The organism is Gemmatimonadota bacterium, from assembly GCA_040882465.1.
Lineage (GTDB): Bacteria > Gemmatimonadota > Gemmatimonadetes > Longimicrobiales > Gaopeijiaceae > JBBEBG01.
This window is the reverse complement of sequence record JBBEBG010000040.1, coordinates 22402-39175: the sequence shown is the minus strand read 5'-3', so window position 1 is coordinate 39175 and position 16774 is coordinate 22402. Positions and strand designations below refer to the sequence as shown.

26 protein-coding genes and 1 pseudogene are annotated in these 16774 nt (G+C 65.5%); 12 read left to right on the top strand and 15 right to left on the bottom strand.

Annotated elements, in window-relative coordinates:
• Nucleotides 1–55 precede the first annotated feature (55 nt).
• From WEG36_15390 to WEG36_15380, 3 genes are all read left to right on the top strand, one after another.
• A complete protein-coding gene (locus tag WEG36_15390; protein MEX1258978.1) occupies nucleotides 56–412 on the top strand; it encodes a hypothetical protein in 357 nt (118 codons plus the stop codon).
• A 162-nt stretch (nucleotides 413–574) separates the two neighbouring features.
• Nucleotides 575–1141 (top strand): DUF2911 domain-containing protein, encoded by a 567-nt coding sequence (locus WEG36_15385; protein MEX1258977.1) that lies wholly within the window; start codon nucleotides 575–577, stop codon nucleotides 1139–1141.
• A 29-nt stretch (nucleotides 1142–1170) separates the two neighbouring features.
• Complete coding sequence (locus WEG36_15380) at nucleotides 1171–1374, top strand: GDCCVxC domain-containing (seleno)protein (GenBank protein ID MEX1258976.1); 204 nt, start codon at nucleotides 1171–1173, stop codon at nucleotides 1372–1374.
• Between the two features lie 58 nt (nucleotides 1375–1432).
• Here the strand turns inward: WEG36_15380 and WEG36_15375 are convergent, their stop codons facing one another.
• Together WEG36_15375 and WEG36_15370 are read right to left on the bottom strand one after the other, a co-directional pair.
• On the bottom strand, nucleotides 1433–1888 hold the full coding sequence (locus WEG36_15375) for a c-type cytochrome (protein MEX1258975.1): 456 nt from the start codon (nucleotides 1886–1888) through the stop codon (nucleotides 1433–1435).
• A gap of 5 nt (nucleotides 1889–1893) precedes the next feature.
• Nucleotides 1894–2436 carry a hypothetical protein gene (locus WEG36_15370; protein MEX1258974.1) on the bottom strand — a complete coding sequence of 181 codons (543 nt, stop codon included), beginning with the start codon at nucleotides 2434–2436 and terminating at the stop codon, nucleotides 1894–1896.
• A gap of 215 nt (nucleotides 2437–2651) precedes the next feature.
• On the opposite strand from WEG36_15370, the gene WEG36_15365 reads away from it, so the two are divergent.
• Together WEG36_15365 and WEG36_15360 are read left to right on the top strand one after the other, a co-directional pair.
• The gene (locus WEG36_15365; GenBank protein MEX1258973.1) at nucleotides 2652–3278 is read left to right on the top strand and encodes a sigma-70 family RNA polymerase sigma factor; all 627 of its coding nucleotides are present in this window, start codon (nucleotides 2652–2654) and stop codon (nucleotides 3276–3278) included.
• Nucleotides 3275–3595, top strand: coding sequence for a zf-HC2 domain-containing protein (locus WEG36_15360; protein ID MEX1258972.1), 321 nt, complete (start codon nucleotides 3275–3277; stop codon nucleotides 3593–3595). Before WEG36_15365 ends, WEG36_15360 begins: the two co-directional genes overlap by 4 nt.
• Nucleotides 3596–3617: 22 nt before the next feature.
• On the opposite strand, the gene WEG36_15355 is transcribed toward WEG36_15360, so the two are convergent.
• The 6 genes from WEG36_15355 to WEG36_15330 all read right to left on the bottom strand — a co-directional run bounded on the left by WEG36_15355 (nucleotide 3618) and on the right by WEG36_15330 (nucleotide 7101).
• Nucleotides 3618–4673, bottom strand: a complete 1056-nt coding sequence (locus WEG36_15355) for a methyltransferase domain-containing protein (GenBank protein ID MEX1258971.1) — start codon at nucleotides 4671–4673, stop codon at nucleotides 3618–3620.
• 305 nt (nucleotides 4674–4978) lie between these two features.
• On the bottom strand, nucleotides 4979–5242 hold the full coding sequence (locus tag WEG36_15350) for a DUF2442 domain-containing protein (protein MEX1258970.1): 264 nt from the start codon (nucleotides 5240–5242) through the stop codon (nucleotides 4979–4981).
• Nucleotides 5243–5259: 17 nt separating this feature from the next.
• Complete coding sequence (locus tag WEG36_15345) at nucleotides 5260–5679, bottom strand: DUF4160 domain-containing protein (GenBank protein ID MEX1258969.1); 420 nt, start codon at nucleotides 5677–5679, stop codon at nucleotides 5260–5262.
• A 112-nt stretch (nucleotides 5680–5791) separates the two neighbouring features.
• Nucleotides 5792–6133, bottom strand: a complete 342-nt coding sequence (locus WEG36_15340; protein MEX1258968.1) for a hypothetical protein — start codon at nucleotides 6131–6133, stop codon at nucleotides 5792–5794.
• Nucleotides 6134–6469: 336 nt separating this feature from the next.
• Nucleotides 6470–6865, bottom strand: a complete 396-nt coding sequence (locus WEG36_15335; protein MEX1258967.1) for a type II toxin-antitoxin system VapC family toxin — start codon at nucleotides 6863–6865, stop codon at nucleotides 6470–6472.
• A complete protein-coding gene (locus tag WEG36_15330) occupies nucleotides 6862–7101 on the bottom strand; it encodes a hypothetical protein (protein ID MEX1258966.1) in 240 nt (79 codons plus the stop codon). Before WEG36_15330 ends, WEG36_15335 begins: the two co-directional genes overlap by 4 nt.
• Before the next feature lie 57 nt (nucleotides 7102–7158).
• Here WEG36_15330 and WEG36_15325 point away from each other — a divergent pair, with 57 nt between their 5' ends.
• Nucleotides 7159–7356, top strand: coding sequence for a hypothetical protein (locus WEG36_15325; protein MEX1258965.1), 198 nt, complete (start codon nucleotides 7159–7161; stop codon nucleotides 7354–7356).
• 42 nt (nucleotides 7357–7398) lie between these two features.
• On the opposite strand, the gene WEG36_15320 is transcribed toward WEG36_15325, so the two are convergent.
• Both WEG36_15320 and WEG36_15315 read right to left on the bottom strand, forming a co-directional pair.
• Nucleotides 7399–7869 carry a hypothetical protein gene (locus tag WEG36_15320; protein ID MEX1258964.1) on the bottom strand — a complete coding sequence of 157 codons (471 nt, stop codon included), beginning with the start codon at nucleotides 7867–7869 and terminating at the stop codon, nucleotides 7399–7401.
• A complete protein-coding gene (locus WEG36_15315) occupies nucleotides 7842–8090 on the bottom strand; it encodes a hypothetical protein (protein MEX1258963.1) in 249 nt (82 codons plus the stop codon). The genes WEG36_15320 and WEG36_15315 overlap by 28 nt, the downstream gene beginning before the upstream one ends.
• 132 nt (nucleotides 8091–8222) lie before the next feature.
• On the opposite strand from WEG36_15315, the gene WEG36_15310 reads away from it, so the two are divergent.
• Entirely contained in the window at nucleotides 8223–8456 is a 234-nt protein-coding gene (locus WEG36_15310) for a hypothetical protein (protein MEX1258962.1), read from the top strand.
• A gap of 49 nt (nucleotides 8457–8505) precedes the next feature.
• On the opposite strand, the pseudogene WEG36_15305 reads toward WEG36_15310, so the two are convergent.
• Nucleotides 8506–8800: pseudogene (locus WEG36_15305) on the bottom strand (flavodoxin family protein).
• Between the two features lie 98 nt (nucleotides 8801–8898).
• Between WEG36_15305 and WEG36_15300 the strand changes: the two are divergent.
• The 5 genes from WEG36_15300 (at nucleotide 8899) to WEG36_15280 (ending at nucleotide 11444) form a co-directional block, all read left to right on the top strand.
• Nucleotides 8899–9051, top strand: coding sequence for a hypothetical protein (locus tag WEG36_15300; protein MEX1258961.1), 153 nt, complete (start codon nucleotides 8899–8901; stop codon nucleotides 9049–9051).
• Nucleotides 9048–9269: a hypothetical protein gene (locus WEG36_15295; protein MEX1258960.1), complete on the top strand. Its 222-nt coding sequence runs from the start codon at nucleotides 9048–9050 to the stop codon at nucleotides 9267–9269. The genes WEG36_15300 and WEG36_15295 overlap by 4 nt, the downstream gene beginning before the upstream one ends.
• Entirely contained in the window at nucleotides 9235–9822 is a 588-nt protein-coding gene (locus WEG36_15290; protein ID MEX1258959.1) for a nucleotidyl transferase AbiEii/AbiGii toxin family protein, read from the top strand. Before WEG36_15295 ends, WEG36_15290 begins: the two co-directional genes overlap by 35 nt.
• An 880-nt stretch (nucleotides 9823–10702) precedes the next feature.
• Nucleotides 10703–11215 (top strand): DUF6036 family nucleotidyltransferase, encoded by a 513-nt coding sequence (locus WEG36_15285; protein ID MEX1258958.1) that lies wholly within the window; start codon nucleotides 10703–10705, stop codon nucleotides 11213–11215.
• Nucleotides 11205–11444 carry a hypothetical protein gene (locus WEG36_15280; GenBank protein MEX1258957.1) on the top strand — a complete coding sequence of 80 codons (240 nt, stop codon included), beginning with the start codon at nucleotides 11205–11207 and terminating at the stop codon, nucleotides 11442–11444. The genes WEG36_15285 and WEG36_15280 overlap by 11 nt, the downstream gene beginning before the upstream one ends.
• 892 nt (nucleotides 11445–12336) lie before the next feature.
• Here the strand turns inward: WEG36_15280 and WEG36_15275 are convergent.
• From WEG36_15275 to WEG36_15260, 4 genes are all read right to left on the bottom strand, one after another.
• Entirely contained in the window at nucleotides 12337–15138 is a 2802-nt protein-coding gene (locus tag WEG36_15275) for a DNA methyltransferase (GenBank protein ID MEX1258956.1), read from the bottom strand.
• A gap of 226 nt (nucleotides 15139–15364) precedes the next feature.
• On the bottom strand, nucleotides 15365–15787 hold the full coding sequence (locus tag WEG36_15270) for a PIN domain-containing protein (GenBank protein ID MEX1258955.1): 423 nt from the start codon (nucleotides 15785–15787) through the stop codon (nucleotides 15365–15367).
• Nucleotides 15784–16035 (bottom strand): CopG family transcriptional regulator, encoded by a 252-nt coding sequence (locus tag WEG36_15265; GenBank protein ID MEX1258954.1) that lies wholly within the window; start codon nucleotides 16033–16035, stop codon nucleotides 15784–15786. Before WEG36_15265 ends, WEG36_15270 begins: the two co-directional genes overlap by 4 nt.
• Nucleotides 16036–16432: 397 nt before the next feature.
• The gene (locus WEG36_15260) at nucleotides 16433–16765 is read right to left on the bottom strand and encodes a hypothetical protein (GenBank protein ID MEX1258953.1); all 333 of its coding nucleotides are present in this window, start codon (nucleotides 16763–16765) and stop codon (nucleotides 16433–16435) included.
• Nucleotides 16766–16774 lie beyond the last annotated feature (9 nt).

The window sequence follows — 16774 nt, the reverse complement described above, 5'->3', positions numbered from 1 at the left end:
GCAGTTCGATTCGCACTGATTCATCCGATCGAAAGACGACTTCCGGAGGTTTCCGATGGCAAAGGTTTCCGTGGTAGTGCTGGCGGGCAACGATGCCCGATCCGACCTCGCGCGCGTCTTGAACGGACTGACGCTCGCGCGAGAAGCGAAAGATGCGGGTGACGACGTCGAGATCGTCTTCGATGGAGCCGGGGTGACCTGGATCCCCGAGCTCAACAATCCCGAGCACAAGCTCCACAAGGTGTTTCTCGGCGTGAAGGATCGGGTCGCCGGCGCGTGTGAGTTCTGCGTCAACGCCTTCGATGTGAAGGATGGGGTGAGGGACGCGGGAGTTCGCTTCCTGAGCGAGTTCCAGGGGCATCCGAGCCTACGGCAGCGCGTGGCCGACGGGTACGAGGTCGTGACCTTCTGATCGGCGCTCGATCCGTCTCAACTGGACTCGATCCGTCCCAACTGGAAAGGGAGCGGGATTCGCCGGGAATAGCGGGAACGTTGTGGGGATGGGTGAGGTCCCGATCGAGGGGCCTCACCCGTCCTCGCTTAGGCCATTTCACCACGCCACTCAGGAGGCCAGATGCCCAGTCGCGCTCAGATCTGCACCCTCGCCCTTGCCGTTACCCTGACCGTCTTTCCGGGACACCTCATTGCACAGGACCCGCCCATCGTGCCGCAGACGCCTTACGCCGACTATCGAGTTAGTCAGCCCGCGCGGGTCACGCAGCGGATGGGGACGACGGAACTGACCGTGGTCTACAACCGGCCGGTGGCGAGGGGACGAGACCTCTTCGGCGCGCTCGTTCCCTGGGACTCGATCTGGAACCCCGGCGCGGACGAGGCGACCCGCCTCGAGGTGGATGAAGACGTCCTGATCGAGGGGCAAGTTCTTCCGGCAGGGCGGTACAGCCTCTGGGCCATCCCCGGTCCCGCGGAGTGGACGCTGATCTTCAGTCGCTCCTGGGATGTGCCGCACCGCCCCTATCCGGAGGGAAACGAGGCCCTTCGCCTACGGGTCCGGCCGGAGGCGGCGGATCACATGGAGACGCTCGCCTTCTACTTCCCCTTTGCGACAGCCGACGCCGCCATCCTCGCGCTCCACTGGGGCGAGATTCGGATTCCGGTCAGCGTGCGGCGACCGGACTGATGGACGTCTCCGCGCCCGGCGGCGCGGCCATGGACGGGTCCGGTGGCCTGGTCGGTGTAATCACCTGCCCGTCCTGCGGGTCGGCGGCGCACCTGGCGATCCCAACCGATGCGTGCCTCTGGCAGTGGGACTGCCCCGCGTGCCGCGCCCGCGTCCGGCCGAAACCCGGTGACTGCTGCGTCTTCTGCTCCTACGGGGACCGGAGATGCCCATCCGCGGCTTCGCCGGAGTGAGGGCGGCCACCCGGATCTCCTGAACAGGGTGGGATCACCTCGGGTCGCCACCCTCCTCTCACTCCGTCAGCGCAAGCAAGTAGCGCGTGAGAATCTCGATGTCCTCGACGGTGATACCGAGTTGATCCGGAGGAGGCATCGCGGGACTGTACCCGTCCACGACGAAGTCTGCGGGATTCCTGAGTGAAGCGCGGACGTAGTCCTCCGTCGTGGGCCATCGCGCCGGGTCTCGTGAGGGCCTGGAACCCACGGCGGAGAGGTCCGGTCCCACCATGCCTCCGACGCCGGCGATCATGTGGCAACCGTTGCACCCGATACGGCCGAACAGCGCCGCCCCGGGAGCTCCCGGGGCGGCATCGGGCGCCGACGCGACGATCGAATTCATCCTCGGCACCAACTCCGCCGAGTCCGACTCCGCGAACGTTCCGTCCTCGGCCGCGCCGCCCCTACACCCGGCAGGCACGAGCGAAACCGCCGCGAGAATCCGAACGGGGAGGCACCGTGGCGCACGCATCGAGGTCAGTCCCCGCACCTGGGGGCCTGCGTCGGCATGAACATCGTATCCGTGCCGGGCTCGATGGTCCGCGCCGGCATGCCCATCATCGCCGGCATCTCCATACGCTGAACCGCGATGTGCTTCAGCCAGTAGCCCGTCTCTCCCGGGGTCCCTCCGCCGTGTCCAGCATCCCAAGCCCCCACCCTCGCCGTGCGGTGGAAGTGCGTGAACTCAGGACCCGGCTGATCCTCCGCGCACCACCGGCCCGGCACGGCCCACCCCGTGAACATCGGTCCGGATGCATCCGCGAGGGCCGCGTTGAAGTGGAGGAAGAGGTAGGTGCCGTCGCCATTTGCGAACCAGAGATGGTCGGGGGCGTCCGGCGTAAAGGGGCTGTCCTGCGTGAACGCATTCACAAGCTGCTGACCCACCATCTGCGCGGCGGCAGGGCTCACCTGCGCCTCCGCGTACGCCGTACCGCCCAGTGCGAAGGCGAGGGCGGCGAGGGCCATCACGCCGAAGCGTGCGTGCCGTGCAGGGACGGACTTTGATGTCTTCTTCTTCATTGCTCGGTGCTCCGTTGAGAGGTGACGTGCGATCCATTGCACCCCCCCCAATCCGGCCGGGCGGGGAATGGGTTCCAGAACCTGACCTGGAACCCGCGGCCCCCTCCCACGGATTGGAGCGTCGGGCAGCCACGAAGTGACCGGCGGCCCCGTGCGGGCCCTCATGCGGGCGATGCCTTGCACGGCCCCCGTCGACCGAGCCGCTCGGAATGCGCATGACGAAGGCCGATGACCAAGACAGAAGTTTTCAGGACGAGGCGCTGCCGCACATGGCAGCGGTGCTTCGGTTCGCCCTTCGACTCACCCAGGAGCCGGACCAGGCCGAAGACCTGGTGCAGGAGACCTACTTGAAGGCGTATCAGAAGTGGGATCAATACGCGCGCGGGACCCGCGCCAAGAGCTGGCTCTTCACGATCTGCCGAAACGTTTACCTGCGTGCCGACGAACGAACGAAGCGCCATGAGGAGATCGTCGCCGCGGAAGTGATCGACGGAACCGACTCCATGACGGGTGAGGGCACCGTGTTCGCCGCGGTCGGCGAAAGGGACCCGGAGGGCACGTTCTGGTCCCGGATGATCGACGAAGAGATTATGCGCGCCATCGACGGGCTCCCCGCCGAATATCGCGACGCGGTCGTCCTTTCTGATCTGGAAGAGCTGTCCTACGACGAGATTTCGACCGTGCTCGACGTACCCGTGGGAACCGTGAAGAGTCGGCTGTCTCGCGGACGGCACGCGCTCCAGGAGGATCTTTACGAATACGCCGTGCAGTCGGGAGTCATCGCTCCACGTGCACAACCCGAATGGAGCACTGGAACCGAACGGGAAGGAGATGAGACATGAGCTGGACCGGCGATCTTCGGCGGATTCTCGAACGACTCCTTCAGGGTAAGGAGACGGCCGCAACCCCCAGCGACCAGGTCACCTGCCATGAGGCCGCTTCTCGGGTCTATGAGTGGCTCGACGGCGAACTCCCGCCGGAGCTCGCGGATCGGGTGGGGGCTCATCTGGAGACCTGCGCCCGCTGCTACCCGATGCTGGTCTTCGAAAAGAGTTTCCTGGAGGCGGTTTCGAGTGTCGCGGACGACGCTCCACCGCCGGAACGGCTGAAGGAGCGAGTTCTGCGCTCTCTCGAGACGGAGGGATTCACGGCCAAGTGAAGGAAGGGCGATGACTCCCGGCTCAACAGCAGGGCGTCCCTCCGCCTCCGGCACCCGAAACCGCCGCAGCCGGCCCGCAGTCGAAGAGCCCGAAGTGCGTCGTTCGGGATCCATCCACACGAAAGTGCGGTGCGTATCGGGACCGGGAAAGCATGTCGGCAGTGTTTCCGCACACGCGAAGCGGCCGGCCCGATTCGAATCGGTGGTGGTCGTCGAGCTCGAAGGCGTGCGGGTGCGTCGGAATGCTCCCGAGGTATGTGGCCACCTCTCCGTAATCCTCGCATCGATCTTCAAGAGGGAGCTTGAAGGCCCGATAGGTGCGGGAGGTGAAGCCCACCATTCCCACTCTTCGCTCGAAATCCGGATTTCCCAGGTCCACGGGACGCGAGTGAACCAGGCGAACGTCGGCGCAGCCAAGACCGGTGACGATTCGACGAAAGTCCTCCACATACATCGCGCCGGCCAGGCACTCCCCGAGGAGGACAGGGTCTTCTCGAAGGTGAGCGGGGACCCTCCGGTCGGCGAAGACGTCCGAGAAGTAGAGTTCTCCTCCCGGCTTCAACGTTCGAAAGACCTCAGCGAACAGGCGTGGCTTGTCGGGCGAGAGGTTGAAGACACAGTTGGATACGACGACGTCGATGGATTCGTCCTCGAGGCCCGCTGACGCCAGATCTTCCATGAGTCCATCGAGGAAGTGGACGTTCGATTGGCTCATTCCGAAACGATCCGCGTGCCAATCCCGATAGGCCCGCGCCACCTCGAGTTGCCCTTTGGTCATGTCGAGTCCGAACACGCGCCCTTGCTCTCCGACAAGTGCCGAAAGGACGTAGGCGTCGCGCCCCGCCCCGCACCCGATGTCGAGCACGGTCACACCGTCGAGCGCGGGAGGGATCGGCGCGCCGCATCCGTAGAAGCGGGCCTGGACCTCGGGGTGCACCGTCGCGGCCACTTCCTTGAGATGGTCGGGAAGCGTCTCTGCTGCGCAGCACGCTCCAGATTTCAGATCCGAGCTGGACTGCAGTACGCGTCCGTAGTAGTCACGTATCGCGTCGATACCATCCTCAACGAGCGTCGTCATAGTCCCCGTCGGGTGGGAGGGATGAAGAGCACAGAGGAAAATCCGTGCGGCGTCCCGAAGGTTCCCGGCTCCGGTGCGGAGCCTCGCGATCCCGGAGCGGGGCGGACGGGATCGCGACTGCGGACCGAGACACTACGTGTGCATGTTTGTGTGCATGTTCGCCCGGCACGTTCGACCGGGCTCTTGCATGTGGGAGAGACCGTGAAGCTCGAGTCCGTCAGGATCCAATGCTTGCGCACCTTTGCGGATGCGACGACTGGAGCGGGGCGATCAAGTTCGGCGCTCTTCGGACGCTGAAGTGCGTGCTACTTGGAAATTCGGGTCAGTGTCCGGACAACGTCCTGGTACAAGCGGTCGGGTGCGACATCGAGACCGCCCGGCCACACCACTGTACCGCTTTCCGGATCGACGGTGGCTTGCGCGAACTCGGAAGGGTCTTCGGTCCAACGCTTGAACACCCCCCGCCCGGCCAGGTCGGACAGGTCCGCCTCTCCCTCGGTTCCGTCCTCGAAGCGAATCCAGATCTTAAAGGGGGCTCGTGCCTTCACTGCGACCACATCGTAAAGCATGTCAGTTTCCTCCCTTACTACCGGAGCGGCTCGATCGAGCCGGGTGGTTCGTGGTTGATGACCCGCCTCCAGGCGTCCTGTAGATCGCCCTGGTGAATCGCTGCCCACTCCATTACGAGGCCGAGCGCACGCGGCGGAAGCTCGCCCCTGAGTAGCGTCAGGTCTGCGATCGCGATGCTGGCCTTGAAGCCGGCGTACCGCGCATGGAAGTGGGCTGGCTCATGATCACCCCAATACAAGTAGATCGAGATGCCGAAGAATTCGCTTACTTTGGGCAGCCCGGCCTCCCCTCGTTGAGCGCTGGCTGAGGAATTGTACGGCCTCCAGAGGCGTTTGTGGAAGGCGGCACGGTGTTTCGGCCCCGGGGAGGGATGCAAGCTGTGCACGTTTGTGTGCATGTTGAGATCCCCGAACCCCGTGGATGATCCGAAAACCATCCACGAGATCCAGGGATCATGTTGGCGCGGTGACTCGACTTCCGTGAAAATCGGCCGAATCCCGCGGCGCTGTTAACCAGGAGGTTGTAAGTTCGAGCCCTACTGCCCAAGTCTACGGAAGTGGCCGAGCAGCGCGGTTGTTGGACCTCAAGGTGTTTGTGAAGTCCGGAAGGTGTGCATGTTCGCCCAGCCGGTTTCCTACCCTTTCGTCGACCCCTCGGCCTCGCATCCCGTAGATCCAGCTCGGCAGGATGCTCACCGCAAGCGCTTCGAGTCGCTTGTCGAGGCCGGTGAGCACGGCGATTCCGAGTAGCGGCACACAGCACCCGAGAATCCTCTTCCCGACGGCACCGGCTCCCGGATCCGGAAGCCGGCGGCGTGCGAGGAATCCGCCCGACAGAAGTCCCGCGCCGAGAAGCACGCCCCCCGTTCCCACCCCGTAGGAGAGCATCACGGCGAAGGAGCGGAGAAGGTCCTCTCGTTTCGGGAGCCCTTCGATGAGGCCCGCCTCGTGAAGCCGGCCGACTCTCGCGTGGAGCCGTATCCGATCGAGTGATCGACCGAATCCTGGCCCGCGTGCCTGCGGCGCGCCCTGGCTCTGGAAGCGCGGTGCTCGCCGTCTGCATGTCGCCCGAGGAGATCGATCAGGAAATCCGCGAAGGCTGTCGCCGCATGCCCCGCCGACCCCAGTGATCCGACTGGCTCTACAGGGTGATCTCGGACTGCTTTACGATTGCCGAATCTTGGCGGAGTATACAGGCAACACCCGCCACTGTCGTCCGGTGAAGGCTCAGGTCTCCCCGCCCGACAAGCGTCCCAGCGAAAGTCCGGCTACACGCTCGAAGTGTTCACGATTGCGGGTCAGCAGGAGAGCCGCCCTCTCGAGACAGATTCCCGCGATCAGGTAATCCGCCATTCCGATGGGATTGCCGGCGGACTCCAGTGCCCGACGGACCTCCGCGGCCCGGACCGCCGCTCCTTCGTCGAAGGGGAGAATCACGAGGGCGCCAAGAAGCTCATCCACCTGAGCGGCGGCGCGTTCCGAACGTGCGCCGCTCCGAAGCTCGAAGGCCGTGATCGCGGTCGTTGCGAGAGCACCGGTCTTCAGCTCGAGGGCAACGCGCTCCCGGAAAGGTGAACGCCCCCTGAGCGCGTCTATCAGGACGTCAGAATCCGCGACGATCATCTCCAGCGCCCGCGAAGGTTCCGGACCGATTCTTCCAGTTCGTCGGCATCCTCTTCGGCCATCGCACCGATCACCGATCGCGCTCGCTCGGCTCTATCCTTCCGGCGTTCCTCCTCCTCCAGATAGCAGGCCACGGCTTCTTCCACGACGGCGGAGAATCCCCGCTCTCCTCGGCGTGCAGCGAACTCAAGCAACTTGGCCCGGATCTCGTCCGAAAGCTCTACGGTGGTCCTCATCTTTCAAAATTAGTGTGACATGCACGTGCATGTCAATATCTCCCAAAGAGGGCTAGGATGCGGGCCCGGGCCGACACCGTGGCGGATCGGACGACGGGAGAGCCGTCAGCGGCGGCCCGTGCGGACCGCGCCGGAGCCGACGAGGAAGCCCAGGAAGCGCTCGAGCGAGAGGTCGTCGGGGGGTGGAAGTCGTTCGAGACGAACGGCGGGATGATCTATGAGCAGGGCGTGATCACGGCGACGGGCCGGAAGTAGGGCGTCGCGACGTCCGGGCTCCGCGCACCGGGCGCCCGACGCTCACGGCTCCGGCTTCGAGATCCGGTCGAAGAGCTCGTCGAACTCCTTCGCATCCGCGTCGACGCGCCGCTCCCGTATTCCCCGGAGGCTCGGTATCAGGCCGAGCCGGCCCCCATACAGGAACTCGGGATTGTAGTCCTGCGGGCGGAGACGCCACGTCTTGAGCGCGATGTCCCAGCCCTTTCGCAACCAGTATGAACGCAGGACGAAGTGCGCCCCGACGAGACCCACGAGGAGGGTGACCATGCCCATGGTTCCGCCGCGGAAGGGCGCCGTCACGAACTGGGCGAAGCCAGGCCAGATCTCACCGGTCGTCTCGCGGAGGTACGTCGCGTTCCAGAGCGCCGCGAGGACACCGAGCCGGATCACGTGCCGGAGGACGTAGTAGCCTTTCTGGAGGCCGAGCTGGTTGTCGATGCGGAAGAAGACGAGGAAGACCGCGATCAGTGCGACCCACTCCCACCACGGCACGGGGATGTCCCCGATGCCCACCGCGCCCCGGAGGCGGTCCATCGTGGCCCCCCCGCCGCGAACATCACGCCGGTCGCAAGGGGGTACAGGAGGACGCCGAGGATCGGTCCGTAGAGCGGGAAGAGGAGAATGTAGAAGCCGCCTCCCGATTCGTCCCGGGGCCCGAACATCCGCTCGAGGTCTTCCCGCCGCTGGTCCATCCAGTGCTTGCCGATCGCCACGGGAACCTCTCGGGCCGGGGGTAGGGCACCACGTATACACGGACACCCGCCCTCAGGGGGCAGGTCGAAGATCATCATACCTCTCGCGTGGGAAGCCAGACAGATGTGGGTCGAGCCATGAGGATCGGGCGGATGATCTGGCCACTTGCCCTGGTCCTTCCCGCGTGTGGCCCGGCACACGGCGAGCCGGTCGCGGATCGGGTGGGGGCTCATCTGGAGACCTGCGCCCGCTGCTACCCGATGCTGGCCTTCGAAAAGAGTTTCCTGGAGGCGGTTTCCAGTGTCGCGGACGACGCTCCGCCGCCGGATCGGCTGAAGGAGCGAGTTCTGCGCTCTCTCGAGACGGAGGGATTCACGGCCCAGTGAGCGCCTGCCCTTGCGCGCCCGCGCGCGTGTGAGGCGCCCGTCTCGATCCTCAGGGATACTCGGGATTCGGGTGGTCGAAGCGGCACCCCGCGTCCCACTCCGACCGCTGATTCCCGCGCGCGGGAATCCCGCCCCGGTCTTTACAGCATTCTCGCGAGGTGCAGAAGATTCCAGGTCATGAACATGGTGTTGCGTTGCGTAAAGTCGTTCTCCGGGCCACCGGAATCGTCGTCGAGATAGGAGGGGCCGGGTCCGGCCTCCCCGATCCAGCCTGCATCCGCCTGAGGGGGGACGACGAAGCCCAGATACGGGAGGGAATAGAGCACTCCCATCCCGCAGTGCTTGGGTGCCCACCCCGGAGGTTCGCGTGTGTGGTTGAGGGCAGAACTTCGGTTCGGACCCCCTTTTTTCTTGCGTGGCAAAGGCGCATGTTGCCCAGATCATGACTCCCCCTCCCGACAATCCGCTTCGGAAGCTTTTCCGCGAGATCCACCGTCGTAGCCTCTGGCAGGTGCTCGGGACCTACATCCTGGGTTCATGGGTGGTCCTTCAGGTGGAAGAGGCGCAGACCCGGCTGGCGGCGCTCCCGCTATGACTCGTGAGCCTCCGGATCCCGCGAGGTTCGACGCCGAAGCCTTCGAGTTCGAGGCTCTTCGCCGCATGACGCCGGAAGCCAAGCTCGCGGTCATGCGCGCGCTCATTCGTCAGGCGTACGCGCTGAAGCGGGCCGGTCTCCGGGCCCTCAAGCCGGAGCTCTCCGAAGAGGAAGCCTGGGCCCGTGCCCGCGAACTGGTCGGCGGTGACGGATCCTGACCTGATCGGCCTCTTCATCGGGCCGCTGGAAGAGCTCGGCATCCCCTACATGATTACTGGTGGCGTTGCCGCCGTCATCTATGGGGACCCCCGCTTTACGCGCGACATCGACATCGTGCTCGCGCTGGAGAGTGCCGCGACCCGCCGGCTCGCGGCGGCGTTCGCCGGCGGCGACTTCTATGTCCCTCCCCAGGAAAGCCTTCGGGAAGAGGCGAGCCGGCCTCGGGGTGGTCACTTCAACATCATCCATCGGGACACGTCGCTTCGAGCCGACGTCTACCTCGCCGGAGATGATCCCCATCACACCTGGGCCTTCGAGCGAAGGCGGCGGGTGTCAGCGGAAGGGCTGGGATTCTGGGTGGCACCGATCGAGTACGTCATCCTACGAAAGCTCGCCTACTACCGTGATTCGGGCTCCGATCGCCATCTCCGAGACGTGGCCATGATGCTGCGGATCAGTGGAGAAGCCGTGGACGAGCCGGAACTGGATCGTTGGCTCGCCGAGCTCGATCTCGGTGGTCAGTTGGAAGAAGCTCTGCACTACCGCATCTGACGGATATTCCTGGGGGAGGGATAGGCATCATAGGGGCAGCGCGTGCGTGACCGGAGGAGGTTGGATGGGACGGCCGGCCCCGGAACAGAGTTGGCGTTCTCCCGAGGGGCGGGACAATCTGGGATTTACGAGAGCCCAGGAGTCCCCATCGCAACAGGAGAACGCCGATGGACAGGTACATCGGGCTGGATGCGCATGCGTCAAGCTGCACGCTCGGGGTCATGACGCCGAGCGGGAAGCGAGTCGGGACCCATGTGGTGGAGACGAACGCACGGTGCCTGATCGAGGCGGTGCGGCAGATCCCGAAGCCGCGGCACATCTGCCTCGAGGAAGGCACGCTGTCGGAGTGGCTGTACGAGGTGCTGTCGCCCCACGCGGAGAAGGTGGTGGAGGCGGCGGTGAGCGAGAGTCGGGGGTCCAAGGACGAGTGGTCCGTGGTCCGATGTCTGGATGAGCTGAGAGGATGGGAAGGGGGGCGAGGGTGCCGAAGACGCGGAGCGGAGCTCCGAGGAGGCAAGAGGTCAGGCGTCCCAGTGATCCCGCGGGAACTGGTCGGCCTCACTCTAGCTCGCTCGCTTTTCGTGGGTCCAGCTGCGCCAACTTCGGGGGTCAGCTCAGCGATAACTCACTCCCCGACACGTATTGGATCTCCTACCGAAAGTAGTGTAACCGCGGGACCGCGAACCGCTTGGGCCCCTCGTGGAAGCCCGAGCGGGTCCGCGCTCGCACTCCGCCACGACCCCGCGCTCCGCCGCGGGATTACCGGAGGCGTCAGGACTCGAGGGGACGGGCTCATGGGAGAGTTGTGCGACCTCCGGCTTCGCGGTAGGGTCATCCCGGAAAGGATGCCGCGTTCTCCGTTCGTCGAAGGCTGAGCACCATGACGCTGGCCACCCTCGAGGCGGTCTTTCGGGCGCTCAACGCCCGTGGGGTGCGTTATCTCGTCGCTGGAGGAGTCGCGGTGAACGTGCACGGATATCAGCGCCTCACCCACGACCTCGACCTTGTTCTCCAGCTCGACTCAGGCAATGTTCGCGCGGCGCTCCAGGCGCTCGAGGATCTCGGATACGGTCCTCTCCTTCCGGTTCGGGCGGAGGAGTTCGCGGATCCCGATGTCCGGCGAGACTGGATCGAGACGCGAAATCTCCAGGTGTTCTCACTGGTGAGCGAAGGTCATCCCGGCTTGACGGTGGACTTGTTCGCGACCGAACCCTTCGACTTTCCCCGCGAGTACGAGGGGGCGCTCGTGGCGGAGGTGGCGCCCGGCCTCCGCGTCCGATTCGTCCGATTGGCAGCTCTGATCGCGATGAAAGAGGCCGCTTCGAGGCCCAGGGATCTGGACGACGTCGAGCACCTGCGGGCGCTTGCGGAGGAGATCGAAGGTGGCCGGTAACGAGGGGCGGGACCACGACTGGGTCATGGCGACCTGGGAGGGGAGCCGACGAGCGCAGCTTCGGCGGGCGCTCCGCCTCACCGTCCGGGAACGCTTGCAAGCGCTCGAAGCGCTGTCGGAGGCGAGCGCCCGTCTCGTCGAGGCCGGAAGGCAAGGGCGCGCGGGCGGCGGAGCTCCTCCAGCCTCGATCGCGACGCCAACTGACCAACAGGCGCCTGAAGGATCCTGACGCGGGTCGAGGCATGCACGAGCCCCCGGCCGTGAGCACTCGAGACCGGACGGGTTCTGATCCTCCTTCTCCTGATCGGTTCCTCACCCCTTCGTGTCCCTCCCGATAGCTCAGTTCCCCCCCACCGTGTAGCTGACCGACTGCCCCATAGAAGGAAATCCAATCACTCAATTCGCGGCCGAGGCGAAGAAAGGACGGGGGCTGGAGCGGTTGGTCTCGCGGGATCAGCTCCCACTCGTTGGGGAGGGATTGATCGAAGTCGAGCTCGGGCCCGGGGTCCGCGAGGGTGGGATCGAGGGCCGGAGTCTGGTCGAACTCGAATTCGGCCTGAGGGGGAGCGCGGGCGGGAGTGAGGGGCGGAGGGCGGACCGGGATCCCGAGGTGGCGGAGGATGTCCTGGACCACGGGAGGGTCGGTGAGGAAGGCAATGACCCGCATCTCCCCCTGGCAGACGGGACAGAGGAGGGGAAGGACCTCGCGACCAACGCTTCGCGTCGGTGCCCGCGGGCGAGGAGGCGCGCCCAGGAGATGCGGCCGGGTGGACTCGGCCGAGGCTCCGGAAGGGGCCCGACCCGCGCTCCGTCGGGGGCGACGAGCGTATCCGCCGGCGAATCCGCCGGTGTGGGGACTTCCTCGAGGACCGGTCTCCCAGAGGCCACGACAGCGCTCCGGAGGCGGGCGTTCGGTGCGACGGCCCCGTGGTAGCGGTGGCGGTGGAGGGCACCGACGCGAAGCGTTGGTCCTGGGCGGAACGAGGCGGGCGAGTCGATCGAGAAGCTCCATCGGAGTGAGCCGGATCGCGGTGCGCCCGTCCGGGTCGGGCGTGGGGAGGCGGTAGATCAGGGGAGCCTCCGGTGACGCGAGCGAGGCGGTCCCGTCGAGCACCGGTGGCCTACCCGCGCCTGGATCGGGCTCGCGGTTGGTTGGCCGGCTTCATGGTCTGTAATGGGTTCGTCATGGCCTCGTAGAGGGCGAAGAGGTGCTCCACCCGCTCCCGGTCCGAGTCGAAGGCCTTCTTCCGGTAGAGGCGGTCCTCCGCGCGATCCAGCACCCGGTGCGCCTTCCGCAGGTTGGCGGGCATCGTGTCCGGATCGTAGAGGTCGGCAAGCGTCGCGCCCGGGTGGGCGAGGCGCGCGTCGAGCACTTCCTGCGCGAGCGGCTCGATCCCTTCGAGCGCCGCTCCCCCGCCCGGAGGAAGGGGGAAGGTGTTGTAGACGACGCCCACGGAGTAGCGATAGTCGCTCTTCATCCTCCCGGTCACCATCCGCAGCCAGGCCATGTGCATCCGGGAGGTCAGGAGGCCGAAGTGCCAGAGGCGGGCGTCGATGAGGACTCGGAGAAGGTTGCTCGGGATCGTGGGCGGCTCCAACCATCCGATCGGCGCGTACTCGCGGCGCTCGGAACTCACTTCGGGTATCACCATGAAGGGCCCTTTCGGAATCACCGTGACCTGAAACGACCCGGGCGAATCCGCGAGCCCGAGCGTAGAGGAACGCCGACTCCGCCGTCGGTATTCCCGAACGCGGGCCATCCGCTCACGCACCCGGGGCAGGGTTCGCAGGACCTCCCGAGGGATGCTGTCCGGGTGGACGATCCAACGCCGCTCCCCGTGCAGGAGCTCCTTCGCCCCCAGGAAGGGGCGCAGCCACGGTGTGGCCTCCGGCTCCACTTCGAGGAAGGCCTCCCGTTCCTCATCGGTGAAGATGTACTGACCCTCGTCGATCGGCTGCGTTCCCGTAAGCAACCGCGGCATCCCATTGATCGGCCGGCTCTCCTCCCGCACGACAAGGTGCGGGTTCCGAAGCCCCGCCGTGTCCGTCAAGTACGCGGTCAGCCCCGCGTGTACGCTCTCGTGAGGATCCCCGTTCACGTCGTCGTAGGAGAAGAGTCGGCGCTGGACCGGCGCGTCTTCCGCGCGCCCGAGCCCGAGGATGACTACATGGACATGCGCCCTCCCGCGGGCATCGGACCCCCAGGCAAAGGTTCGGTGTGCGAAGGTGATCTCCAGCTCGAACCGCTCGAAGAGGATCGGCCAGAGCTGCGCCACCTGCTCCCCCTGCGTAAGCGAGTTCGTTGAGACGAAGCCGATCCGCGCACCCCCCTTCCGGGCGTAGGCACCCCCCCGAATGTACCAGGCTGCGACATAGTCGAGCGTCCCCCCCGTTCCTCCGAGTCCCGCGATCCGCCGGACCTGCGCCCGCTGCGCTGGGCTCTGGAACTTCGCCCCCACGAAGGGAGGATTTCCGAGGAGGTAGTCGCACTCGGCGGCCGGGAGGACCGCCTCCCACTCCACCTCCAGGGCGTCGGCGTGCCGGATGTGCGGCGCGCTCCGGAGGGGGATTCGCGCGTACGTCTGCCCGAACTCGAGGCTCAGGCGGTTGTTCATGATGTGGTCCATCATCCAGAGGGCGGTCTCCGCGATCCGCGCCGGAAACTCTCCGATCTCGATCCCGTAGAACTGGTCCACATCGAGGAGGGAGAGGTCCGAGGCGTGGAGGTCCATCTGCGCCTCTCCCTCATAGGCCTGGAGTTCCCGGAGCAGCTCGATCTCCAGCGCCCTGAGCTCGCGATACGCGATGATGAGGAAGTTGCCGCAACCGCACGCCGGATCGAAGAAGGTCAGATCGGCGAGCCGCGCGTGAAAGGCCTTCAGCGCCATTCGCCGCCCGGTGTCCCTTCGCCCCTTCAGCCGCGCGAACTCGGCGCGGAGATCGTCGAGGAAGAGGGGTTCGATCACCTTCAAGATGTTCTTCTCGGTGGTGTAATGCGCCCCCTGCGCCCGGCGCTCCCTCGGTTCCATCACCGACTGGAAGAGGGAGCCGAAGATCGCCGGAGAGATCTTCGACCAGTCGAAGGCCCCCGCGTCGAGGAGGATCCCGCGCATCTCGGCGTTGAAGGAGGGGATCCGGAGCGGACCCGCGAAAAGTTCACCGTTGACGTAGGGGAAGCGGGCTAGCTCTTCGTCGAGGATCTTCGACCTCGCCTCAGGGGGCGTATCCAAGATCTGGAAGAGCTGGCTCAGCCAGAGTCCGAGGTCCGACCCATCCTCGGCGGTACGGGTCTCGATCAGGTCGTGGAAGGCGCCCCGGGGTTCGAAGATCCCGGTGTCGTCGGCGAAGAGGCAGAAGACGATCCGGACGAGGAAGCGCTCGAGGTCGTGCCCGGCGTACCCCACCTCTTCGAGGGCGTCGTGGAGCCGGCCGACGCTCTCCGAGGCGGCGATGTTGACCGGGTCCTGGTCCCTGAAGGTTCGCTTCTGAACGCCGAGGATGAAGCCGAACTTCTCTACATGGGCGGGAAGATCGGCAAGCAGGAAGGTCGCGGACTCGTCCTCCTCGAGGTCGTACAGCTCGAAACTTTGGAAGTCGCTGAGGAGGAGGTAGCGCGGGAGGTCGGCATCCTTCAGCCCGGGGAAGTAATCGAGGGCCTGCACCTTCGCGGTCTTCAGGTCGCGCCCAGCGCTCTTCTGCTCGACGAGGAGGACCCCCCTCCAGAAGAGGTCAATGTACCCCCGCTTCTCACCCAACCGCCTGACCGGCTCCTCGAAGGAGGCCACCCGGCGGATCGGCATCCCGAAGACCTCGAAGAGGTCCCGGTAGAAGAGTTGGGTCTGCCCCTTCTCATACCCCTCTCCCGCCCACTCCTGGGCGAAGGCGGCGGCGTGGGCGCGGATCTCGTTCCAGGAGAGGCGCATGGGGTCAGATCTCTTCGAGGAGTTCGTCCCCTGAATTCCCGAGAGCTCGGGCGACGAAGACGGCGCCGCGGTGGCTTCTCAGAATCCCGACCCGTCGAGGGAGGAAGCGGGCGGAAAGCGGCCCGCCCGGGCGTCCGCAATCTGAAAGGTTACGGCGCACCAGGGTGTTTGGCCAATCCGGGCGCCCCTTCGGTCGAAGACATTGCACCCCACCCCCCGTGTCCTGTCAGGGAGCTGCGTCGCTCCGCCCAGAGGGTAGGAGTCGGAATCCCGCGGATGCGAAGTCCTCGTCCAAGGCGAAGGCCTCTCCCACGGCCTCGGACTCCATCAATTCGAAGGAGCTGTAGTCCACTAGGCTCACCTCACGGCGATCCTCCTTCCGGAGCCGGACGAGGGCGCGCCGGTGCAGGGGTTCGGTGATCCAACGCACGGTCAGAAAGGGGAGGATGTGGTCTTCTAGGTCGTGGACGGCGGGGAGGCCGATTCGGCGCTGGAGAAGAGCGGTCGTTTCCACAAGGACGTAATTACTCGTGATAAGCGGACGGTAGTGGGCGACCAGGTGGCTCCAGACCTCCGCGGCCTCCCCATGGCGGCGATCGTCCCGGTCGAAGAGCGCATACAGGGCCGACGTGTCCACGAAGACACTCATTCGTGGAAGGCGTCCGGGAGGTAGTCATCGTGCCGCTCGGCCACGTCCGACCGCCCGGACGCGTACTTGCCGATCACTGTCTCCGCTTCTCTGACCCGATCCGCTCGGGTGGGGGCCGCATCCTCCCGGGCCAGACGCTCCGCCACGCAGCGACGCACGGCCTCCGAAATGGAAATCCCCAGATGGTCGGCCCATCGCTTGAGCGCCCGGTGCTGGTCTTCGGTGAATTGTACCTGTGATCTCATCATGATGGCATAATCATACCATCATGATGATTGAATGTCAACGGTATCCCGACTCAGCATGCTTAGGCCATTTTCAGGGCTTTTCGTCTTCTCACTCTGGATAGATTCGGGATGAAAATTCAGCCGGCCATGCCTGACATCGGAGGACCTCGGGCAACGAGTCATCGAACCAATCGAGATTGACGTCTCAGAGGACATTCGGATCGCCCTACGGCCCCTGAGCGTCAGAGACGGTGCCGCAGTTCACGCCCGCATCAACCTTCCCCCGGTTGAGTTCGTCATTTCGATCCTTGAGCACCAAGCTGTGTCCTCGGACTGGAACGGGGACCGGTTGCGCTCGTTGCCAAGGCCGACGCTCCTTCGCGTTGCGAGAGCATGGGCCGCGAGCCCTCGCACCCTGTCAGCCGATCCGGCCAGCATCCGGCGATCTGAGGACTTCAAGACGCTGGCGCAGGAGCGTATCGAGGAGTGGACGGCCCCGGTCCGGGAGCTTCTTCGTAAGTTCGCCGTCGAGTTCAACGTCCAGCACATCCGTCTTGAGCATTCTCCTCAGTTCCGGAGCGCGCTTGGTCGAATCGCCGAAACGGCGAAGGCCATTCAGGAAGCGGTGGACTCGGTTGGACGCACTGCGCACGCAGTCGCTGAGTCCGTTCGTATAGTGCTGCCCGACCCTCAGATCCTCGCCGATGCATTTCAGGAGATCGAAGAAGGTAAGGCTCACCTGGAAGGCCATGATTGGGGG